Source organism: Sneathiella sp. (assembly GCF_029233945.1).
Lineage (GTDB): Bacteria > Pseudomonadota > Alphaproteobacteria > Sneathiellales > Sneathiellaceae > Sneathiella.
Map to the genome: position 1 here is coordinate 1 of NZ_JARGOQ010000083.1, position 8,814 is coordinate 8,814.

Here is an 8,814-nt window from a genome sequence, read left to right on the forward strand (position 1 = left end):
TCTGGGATGAATTCCAGAACGGCTCCTCGCAGTCCCTGGCCAAGATCATGGTGGCGGTTCTGACCATCGGGCTGATCGGTTTCGCGCTCGACAGGGTCATGTATGCCCTGCAACGGGCTTTCACTTTCTCGGCGAACAGGTAGGAGGGCGATATGTCATTTATCGAAATTTCCGGCCTGTCGAAGCATTTTGATGGTGGGAAGACCCGAGCCGAAATTCTCGACAATATAAATCTCAAGGTGGAAGAGGGAGAGTTTATTGCCATTGTCGGCTTTTCCGGCTCCGGCAAGACGACGCTCATCTCGGCGCTTGCCGGCCTGATCAAGCCGGATGAGGGCGGCATCATCTTCAAAGGCAAGGAAGTGACCGGCCCCGATCCCGAACGGGGCGTCGTGTTTCAGTCTTATTCCCTGATGCCCTGGCTGTCGGTGAAAGGAAATGTGGCGCTGGCGGTTGACACGGTTTTCAGGAAAAAGAGTAAGGCCGAGCGCGCAGGCATCACGCAGAAATATATTGAGATGGTCGGATTGGATCATGCGCAAAACCGCAAACCTGCCGAGCTGTCCGGCGGCATGCGTCAGCGGGTAGCGGTCGCCCGTGCCCTCGCGATGCAGCCCGAAGTGTTGCTGATGGATGAGCCGCTCTCGGCGCTGGACGCCCTGACCCGCGCGAAGCTGCAGGATGAATTCGCTGAAATCTCGGAGCGGGAGAAAAAGACTATTATTCTCATCACCAATGATGTCGATGAAGCCATTCTTCTCGCCGATCGGGTGATCCCGCTGAAGCCAGGACCAAAGGCGACTTTGGGAAAGGAGTTCATTGTCAATTTACCGCGTCCCCGCGACAGGTCGGAGATGAACAGTGATCCCGAGTTTATCCGCCTGCGCGGTGAAATCACTGAATATCTGATGGAACTCGGCGCGGCGCGCGCCGGAACAGTGGATCAGGACGATATTATTCTCCCTAATGTTGTTCCGATAACTCAGAAGGAAACCTTGCCGACCGCCTATATCGAGGCGGGTACGTCGCCGAGGACCGAACGCTATGTCGATTTCAGCCAGACCTGCAAGGTTTACCCGACCAGAACCGGTCCGCTTACCGTCGTCGACGGGTTTGATCTGAAAATCGATAAAGGCGAGTTCATTACCCTGATTGGCCATTCGGGATGCGGGAAATCCACAGTCCTTTCCATGGTTGCCGGGTTGAACAGCATCAGTGATGGGGCGATCGTGCTCGACGGAACGCATGTGACCAAGGCGGGCCCTGATCGCGCGGTCGTTTTTCAGGCACCCTCTCTGCTGCCCTGGATGACGGCCTATGACAATGTTGCGCTTGGCGTTGACCGGGTTTATCCGAAGGCCAGCAAGGCGGAGCGGCAGGATATTGTCGAATATTACCTCTCCAAGGTGGGACTCGCGGATTCCATGCATAAATCCGCAGCCGGTCTCTCCAGCGGGATGAAGCAAAGGGTCGGCATTGCCCGCGCCTTCGCGCTGTCGCCAAAGCTTCTGTTGCTTGATGAACCCTTCGGGATGCTTGACAGCCTGACCCGGTGGGAACTTCAGGACGTATTGATGGAAGTCTGGAAGCGAACAGAAGTAACCACACTTTGCGTAACTCATGACGTTGACGAGGCCATTTTACTCGCCGACCGCGTGGTCATGATGTCGAACGGCCCCAACGCCCGCATCGGGAATATCATGAAAGTCGATCTTCCAAGGCCGCGCGCCCGGAAGGAATTACTGGAGCATCCGGACTATTATGCCTATCGCGAGGAGCTTCTCGGCTTCCTCGAGGCTTATGAAGGTGGCGCAAACCCGAGTGAGGAGCAGCTAGACTCCATTCGCCAGAAACGCGCCGAGCGGATCGCACGCCAGCAGGCGGCGACGGCCCCTCTATGTTCAACTGCAAATTGACGGAGCGAGAGATGAAACAAAAACTCGTGATCATAGGCAATGGTATGGCGCCGGGCAGGATGCTGGAGCATTTGTTTGACATGGATCCGGAGGCGTTTGACGTCACCATTTTCAACGCGGAGCCGCGCGTGAATTATAATCGCCTGATGCTGTCGCCTGTTCTGTCGGGGGAAAAAACCTACAGCGATATCATCACCCATGACGACGGCTGGTATGATGACCACGGCGTCACCCTGCACAAGAGCGCAAGAGTTTCAACAATCGACCGCGAGGCGAAGAAGGTTACCGCGGAAAATGGGGTGACCGCCGATTACGACAAGCTCGTCATTGCCACCGGCTCCCTGCCAATCATGATTCCGTTGCCCGGCCATACACTGGATGGCGTCCTGGTCTACCGCGACCTTGATGATGTCGACAAGATGCTGAAGGCAGCGCGGACAGGCGGGCGGGCAGTGGTAATCGGCGGCGGACTTCTCGGACTGGAAGCTGCGGCCGGGCTGAGAGAGCAAGGCATGGAAGTAAGCGTCCTGCATCTGATGCCGACATTGATGGAGCGGCAGTTGGATCCGACCGCAGGGCATCTGCTGGAAGATGCCATCGCCGATCGCGACATCGAAGTGATTACCGAAGCCAACACGGAGAAAATCCTTGAAAAGGACGGCAAGGTTGCCGGCGTTCTACTGGACGACGGGCGAGAAATAGAGGCGACAATTGTGGTCATGGCCGTCGGCATCCGTCCCTCGACAGCTCTTGCTGCGAGTGCGGATATCGAGTGTAACCGGGGCATCGTTGTCGGCGATGACATGCGGACGTCGGATCCGGATATTTACGCGCTCGGCGAATGCAGCGAACATCGGGGACTATGTTATGGCTTGGTAGCGCCGTTGTATGAAATGGCGAAGGTGCTGTCGGAGAATTTGCTGGGTGGCAGGGCTGAATACAACGGCTCGGTGACGGCAACGAAACTGAAGGTAACGGGGATCGATCTCTATTCCGCCGGGGATTTTGCCGATGACGAAGACCGTGAGGAAATTGTCCTGCGGGACGGCATGGCCGGGATCTACAAGCGCCTCGTGTTGAAAGACAACCGCATCATCGGTGCGGTGCTTTATGGTGAGACCTCGGACGGCCCGTGGTTTTTCGATCTGCTCAAAAAGCAGACGGATATTGCACCGATGCGCGACACGCTTATTTTCGGTCAGGCCTATCAAGGGGGTGCCCCGCTGGACCCTACGGCGGCCGTTGCAGCCTTGCCAGATGATGCAGAAATCTGCGGCTGTAACGGCATTTGTAAATCCCAGATCACAACGGCCATTACCGAAAAGGGACTGACCTCGCTTGATGGCGTCCGCGCACATACAAAGGCGTCGTCTTCCTGCGGCACTTGCACGGGGCTTGTCGAACAGCTTCTGACGGTCACTCTCGGGGATGGCTACAAACCTTCTGCGGTAACGCCTGTTTGCGGCTGCACCGATCTCGGCCATGACGATGTCCGGCACCTCATCCGGGCGAAAAGTCTGAAAACTCTTCCGGCTGTTATGCAGGCACTGGAATGGAAAACCTCCTGTGGCTGTGCTAAGTGCCGCCCGGCGCTCAACTACTATCTGGTCTCGGAATGGCCCGGTGAGTATGCGGATGACTACCAGTCCCGCTTCATCAATGAGCGAGTCCATGCCAATATCCAGAAAGACGGCACCTATTCCGTCGTTCCGAGGATGTGGGGCGGGATCACCTCAGCCGCCGAGCTTCGGAAAATTGCCGACGTCGTCGACAAGTTCGATATCCCGACCGTCAAGGTCACCGGCGGTCAGCGGATCGATATGTTGGGCGTCCGGAAAGAGGATTTGCCCGCTATCTGGGCAGATCTCGGCGAAGCAGGTTTCGTCTCGGGCCATGCCTATGCCAAGGGCCTCAGAACAGTGAAAACCTGTGTTGGTACAGACTGGTGCCGCTTCGGAACCCAGGATTCAACAGGTCTTGGCATAAGAATTGAAAAATTCATGTGGGGGGCCTGGACCCCGGCGAAAGTCAAGATGGCGGTCTCCGGCTGCCCGAGAAATTGCTCTGAGGCAACCTGCAAGGATGTCGGCGTTATCTGCGTGGACTCCGGCTTTGATATTCATTTTGCCGGGGCCGCGGGTCTCGACATCAAGGGAACGGAAGTTCTCGGGCATGTCAAAACTGAAGATGAAGCGCTGGAGCATATTGTCGCTCTAACACAGATGTACCGTGAGCAAGGTCATTATCTTGAGCGCATCTATAAATGGGCGAAGCGCATTGGGCTCGATGAAATCCGTCGCCAGATAATGGAGGATATAGACGCTCGTCAGGGATATTTTGACCGTTTCGTCTTCTCGCAGAAATTTGCGCAAGTCGATCCCTGGTCGGAGCGGGTCTCGGGCAAGGACAAGCATGAATTCATGCCGATGTCGGATTTAACTCTGGAGGCAGCGGAATGAAGGCCACTACAGCAAACTGGATCCTTGTCGGCCGCTTGTCGGACATACCGAAGCGCGGTGCCCGGCGGGTGAAAAATGGCGAGGTTACCATTGCCGTTTTCCGCACCGCCGAGGACAGGATTTTCGCCCTTGAAGATAGATGCCCGCATAAACAGGGCCCTCTCAGTCAGGGCATTATTCATGGGGATTGCGTCACCTGTCCGCTCCATAACTGGGTGTTTTCATTGGAAACCGGTGAGGCGCAAGGCGCGGATGAAGGCCGGATCACCTCCTTCCCGGTGAAGCTCGACGGGGATGACATTCATCTGGACCTTAATTTCCTGTCCGATATGAGAAAATCCGCGTGACAGAAACGGACGGCATAGATGTAGTCAAAACTACTTGCCCCTATTGCGGTGTCGGCTGCGGCGTTCTGGCGTCCTATGCCGAGGACGGTAAGGTTTCGATCTCGGGTGATCCAAACCATCCGGCGAATTTCGGGCGGCTCTGCTCCAAGGGGTCGGCGCTCGGCGAAACAGTCGGGTTGAACGGACGACTACTCTATCCAGAGATTGATGGAACGCGCGCAAGCTGGGATCAGGCACTGGGTCTTGTCGCGTCGAAATTCCGCGAGGCTATTTCGGAGTATGGTCCGGATGCGGTCGCCCTCTATATTTCCGGTCAGCTTTTGACGGAGGATTACTACGTCGCCAACAAGCTGATGAAAGGCTATGTCGGCACAGCGAACATTGATACGAACTCGCGGCTTTGTATGGCGTCCAGCGTCGCGGGCCATCGCCGTGCCTTTGGCACCGACACGGTGCCCGGAACCTATGAAGATCTGGAACTCGCGGATCTGATCGTTCTGGTCGGGTCGAACCTCGCCTGGTGCCATCCGGTCCTTTATCAGCGGATCGTCGCGGCCAAGGCGGAGCGGCCCATGATGAAGATCGTCCTGATCGATCCCCGCCGAACCATGACCAACGATCTCGCCGACATGCATCTTGCAATTGATCCCGATGGGGATGTCGCCCTGTTTCAGGGATTGTTGGCGCATTTAAGCGCGGATGGCACCCTGGACTGGCGATATATCGATGCCCATACGACCGGGTTTGAGGACGCGTTGGCCGCGGCGGCACCGCTCTCGCTTGTCGATATTTCCGCGCGGACCGGCATTGATATCAGTGACTTGAGAGACTTCTACCGGCTTTTCTCGGAAACGGGAAAAACCGTCACCCTCTATAGCCAGGGCGTCAACCAGTCTGCCGTTGGAACGGACAAGGTGAACGCCATCATCAATTGCCATCTGGCGACGGGGCGGATTGGCCGCGAAGGCATGGGCCCCTTCTCGGTGACCGGCCAGCCGAATGCCATGGGCGGGCGCGAGGTTGGCGGCATGGCCAATATGCTTGCCTGCCATATGGATATTGAGAACGCGGAGCATCGCTCAACCGTGCAACGGTTCTGGGACTCGCCGGTTATGGCAGACAGGCCCGGATTAAAGGCCGTCGATCTGTTCCAGAGCCTTCGCGAGGGCAAGATCAAGGCGATCTGGATCATGGGAACAAATCCTGTCGATAGTCTGCCGGAAGCCGACATGGTCAGAGAGGCGCTTGAAGCCTGTCCCTTCGTTGTGGTCTCCGATATCATTCAGGAAACCGATACCATTCTTTATGCGGATGTGAAGCTGCCAAGCGAGGGATGGGGAGAGAAGGAAGGCCTGGTCACCAATTCCGAGCGCCGGATCTCCCGCCAGCAGAAATTTCTGCCGATACCGGGCGAGGCGAGGGCCGACTGGTGGCAGTTGGCGGAAGTCGCCAAGAGAATGGGATTTGCAGAGGCCTTCGATTTCGCCGATGCGGCGGCGGTCGCGCGCGAATATGCGGCGCTGTCCGCGTTCGAAAATGACGGGGAGCGCGATTTTGATATCGGCGCTCTTGTGGGTATGGCGGCAGAGGATTTTGCCAAATTCGCGCCGGTGCAATGGCCCTTCCGGGCAGGAGAAAGCCCAACGGTAACCCGGTTCTTTGCCGATGGCGGGTTCTATACACCGGACGGCAGGGCGCGGTTTTGTGTGCCTGAGGAGACAATGGGGGTCGCCCAATCCCTTGATTTTCCTTTCGTGCTTAATACCGGGCGCATCCGCGATCAATGGCACACCATGACGCGCACCGGAAAGAGTCCGCGATTGTCGCAACATCTGGCGGAACCCTTCGTTGAAATTCATCCTGCCGATGCTGCTGAACTTGGGATAGGGGAGGCGAGTCTCGTCGAAATTTCCAATAATTTCGGATCTATCGTTGTTCGGGCGCTAATGACAGACCGCGTTCACCGCAAATCCGTTTTCGTTCCCATGCATTGGGCCGATCAGTACGCGTCAAATGCGCGAGTAAACAGTCTGGTTCCCGCTGTGACTGACCCGTTTTCTGGCCAGCCTGCAACTAAAAATATTCCCTGCTCCATCCGGCCCTTCGTCGCGCAATTTCATGGTTTTATGGTGACGCGCGGCAAGCCGCATTTGTCGAAGCTCGATTACTGGGCGATTGCAAAATGCGAAGATGGCTGGCGCGTCGAGTTTGCAGATCTTAAAGTGCCTGCCAAATTCATGGATCTGGCGGCGGAACTACTCGGCATCGGCGAATTGCTTGCGTATCAAGACCAGAAGGCGGGAGAGTACCGCTATGCCGTTTTCGACGGCGAGCAACTAAACGGCGCCGTTTATATGTCCTCCATTCCCGTCTCCGCTTCTAGAACCTGGCTGGTCAATCAGCTTGGGAAGACCCATGAGAACCGGTTGAACCGGTATCAGCTGCTGGCGGGCCGGTCCGGCGGCACCGAGATTGATATCGGCGCGATCGTCTGTTCATGTTTTTCTATCGGCCGCAATCAGATATTAAGCGCTATAACAGAAATGGGTTGTTCAAATATCGTGGCGATTGGCAACTGTGTTCAAGCTGGTACGAATTGCGGTTCCTGCCGTTCTGAAATCGCGGAAATTTTGAATGATACAATAGTTCGACAGGCGGCCGAGTAGAGAACAATGCGGTTATTTCATCCGTAAATCACGTCTTCAATGAGCGGGAGCCGTGAGATGAATTTTCTGCCGTCTTCATCCGTCATGAACGAGAGCGCTGTTGAGGCCATATCCGCAAGCGTGGCGGACGGGGATGTGACAGACACGGACCGTTTAAACTCCGCATATCTGCCCGTCAGCGGATTGAGAAGATGATTTGCCGTGGAATGAGAGGTAAAGGGGCTGCCATGGCCACCAGAGGTCGCAAGTGCTTTATTCGCGAGGTCTACAGTTGTTGCGATGGTTTTTCCGTCCTCCGGCGACAGAATGCCGACGCGCCACGGGTTTCCATCGGGCTTACCGCCCAACGCATAATTTTCACCAAGGGAAACCAGCACATTATCAAACCCGGCGGATTTAAGAAGGACTGCGATGCGATCCGTAATATATCCTTGCGCAACACCATTTAGTGTAATCGCCATTCCCGGTTTTTCGAACCCGATCCGGCCTGCGGTCAAATTGATCTTCGACGATCCGACAGTCCCAAGAACTGCCGTTATTTCAGATGATGAAGGACCCGCCGGATCTGCATGTTCCCGGGAAAAATGGTCGACATATAGTTTCCAGAGCGGCTGTACCGTTACATCAAACAATCCATTCGTTTGCTGTGAGAAGGATTTCGCCAGCGACAGGAGGTTCAAAAACTCGATATCGGGATTGTCGAGATGGCCGTCGGCATTCAGCCTGCAGATCTCCGAATTCGGCCGATAAAGACTGAAGAGACTTTCAAGCCGGTTGATCTCCTGCTGACATCGATCCAGCTGTCTTCTTGCCCATTCGGGATCGTGATGAAATAGCCGGATCGAGGCCTCCGCCCCAAGCGCGGCGCCGGTCCAGTTGACAGATTGCATCCCGCCGTTCAACGCGAATGCGGCGACCGGCATCGCGGGGAGAGCCCCCAAGGCGCTCGCCATGATCATAAAACGACGGCGTGTGACCGTTGATTTGGAATGTTTCTGTGTCATTTCTCCAGACTTTCTCCTGGCTGTCTATCGGCAATTGTGTCGCTGTCCTCACCGTCATCGGGCAACAGGGCCGTGTGCGGAATTTCCTCAAGCCGCATCACCTGTCCGCCATGTTTCGCTGCGAAGGCCTGAGCCGCTTCAATCGTTCCGAAAGGAATGGTTTCCGGCATCCCCATACCGCCCCGCATGTCGCTGCCAAGTACATAATAGGCGGTTTCGGCCTCTATCCAGATACCGTCTGACTGTGGCCTCTCCCAACTCTCCGCGCGGGCCATGTCCTGGACATAAAGGGCGACAGTGCTTTGCCCTTCTCCGGGCAATCGCGTATAGGCAATCGCGTCCCGGACCGCAGTAAACCAGAGCGGGGCGTCGCGGCCCTTCTCGAACACCTGTCCTTTCGGACCGGCATGCTCGGTGAGGAT

General features: G+C 56.2%; 6 protein-coding genes and 1 pseudogene. 5 read left to right on the top strand and 2 right to left on the bottom strand.

Features of this window, described 5'->3' with window-relative positions:
- The 5 genes and pseudogenes from P1U71_RS18070 to P1U71_RS17060 all read left to right on the top strand — a co-directional run.
- A pseudogene (locus P1U71_RS18070) lies at window positions 1-143 on the top strand (ABC transporter permease); the annotation flags it as partial.
- Between the two features lie 9 nt (window positions 144-152).
- Window positions 153-1,916 carry a nitrate ABC transporter ATP-binding protein gene (locus tag P1U71_RS17045; protein ID WP_301106874.1) on the top strand — a complete coding sequence of 588 codons (1,764 nt, stop codon included), beginning with the start codon at window positions 153-155 and terminating at the stop codon, window positions 1,914-1,916.
- Between the two features lie 11 nt (window positions 1,917-1,927).
- Window positions 1,928-4,375: a nitrite reductase large subunit NirB gene (gene nirB / locus P1U71_RS17050; protein WP_301106875.1), complete on the top strand. Its 2,448-nt coding sequence runs from the start codon at window positions 1,928-1,930 to the stop codon at window positions 4,373-4,375.
- Window positions 4,372-4,722 (top strand): nitrite reductase small subunit NirD, encoded by a 351-nt coding sequence (gene nirD, locus P1U71_RS17055; protein ID WP_301106876.1) that lies wholly within the window; start codon window positions 4,372-4,374, stop codon window positions 4,720-4,722. Before nirB ends, nirD begins: the two co-directional genes overlap by 4 nt.
- A complete protein-coding gene (locus tag P1U71_RS17060; protein WP_301106877.1) occupies window positions 4,719-7,388 on the top strand; it encodes a nitrate reductase in 2,670 nt (889 codons plus the stop codon). Before nirD ends, P1U71_RS17060 begins: the two co-directional genes overlap by 4 nt.
- 17 nt (window positions 7,389-7,405) lie before the next feature.
- Here P1U71_RS17060 and P1U71_RS17065 read toward each other — a convergent pair whose 3' ends face one another.
- Window positions 7,406-8,392 (bottom strand): FAD:protein FMN transferase, encoded by a 987-nt coding sequence (locus tag P1U71_RS17065; RefSeq protein ID WP_301106878.1) that lies wholly within the window; start codon window positions 8,390-8,392, stop codon window positions 7,406-7,408.
- Window positions 8,389-8,814 (bottom strand): nitrous oxide reductase accessory protein NosL (locus P1U71_RS17070; protein ID WP_301106879.1); only part of this gene is annotated, 426 nt, incomplete at its 5' end. The genes P1U71_RS17065 and P1U71_RS17070, both read right to left, overlap by 4 nt.

What these genes read in the sequence shown, in the direction of transcription:
- P1U71_RS17045 (WP_301106874.1), top strand. Translation starts at nt 153, where the DNA reads ATGTCATTTATCGAAATTTCCGGCCTGTCGAAGCATTTTGATGGTGGG.
- nirB (WP_301106875.1), top strand. Translation starts at nt 1,928, where the DNA reads ATGAAACAAAAACTCGTGATCATAGGCAATGGTATGGCGCCGGGCAGG.
- nirD (WP_301106876.1), top strand. Translation starts at nt 4,372, where the DNA reads ATGAAGGCCACTACAGCAAACTGGATCCTTGTCGGCCGCTTGTCGGAC.
- P1U71_RS17065 (WP_301106878.1), bottom strand. Translation starts at nt 8,392, where the DNA reads ATGACACAGAAACATTCCAAATCAACGGTCACACGCCGTCGTTTTATG.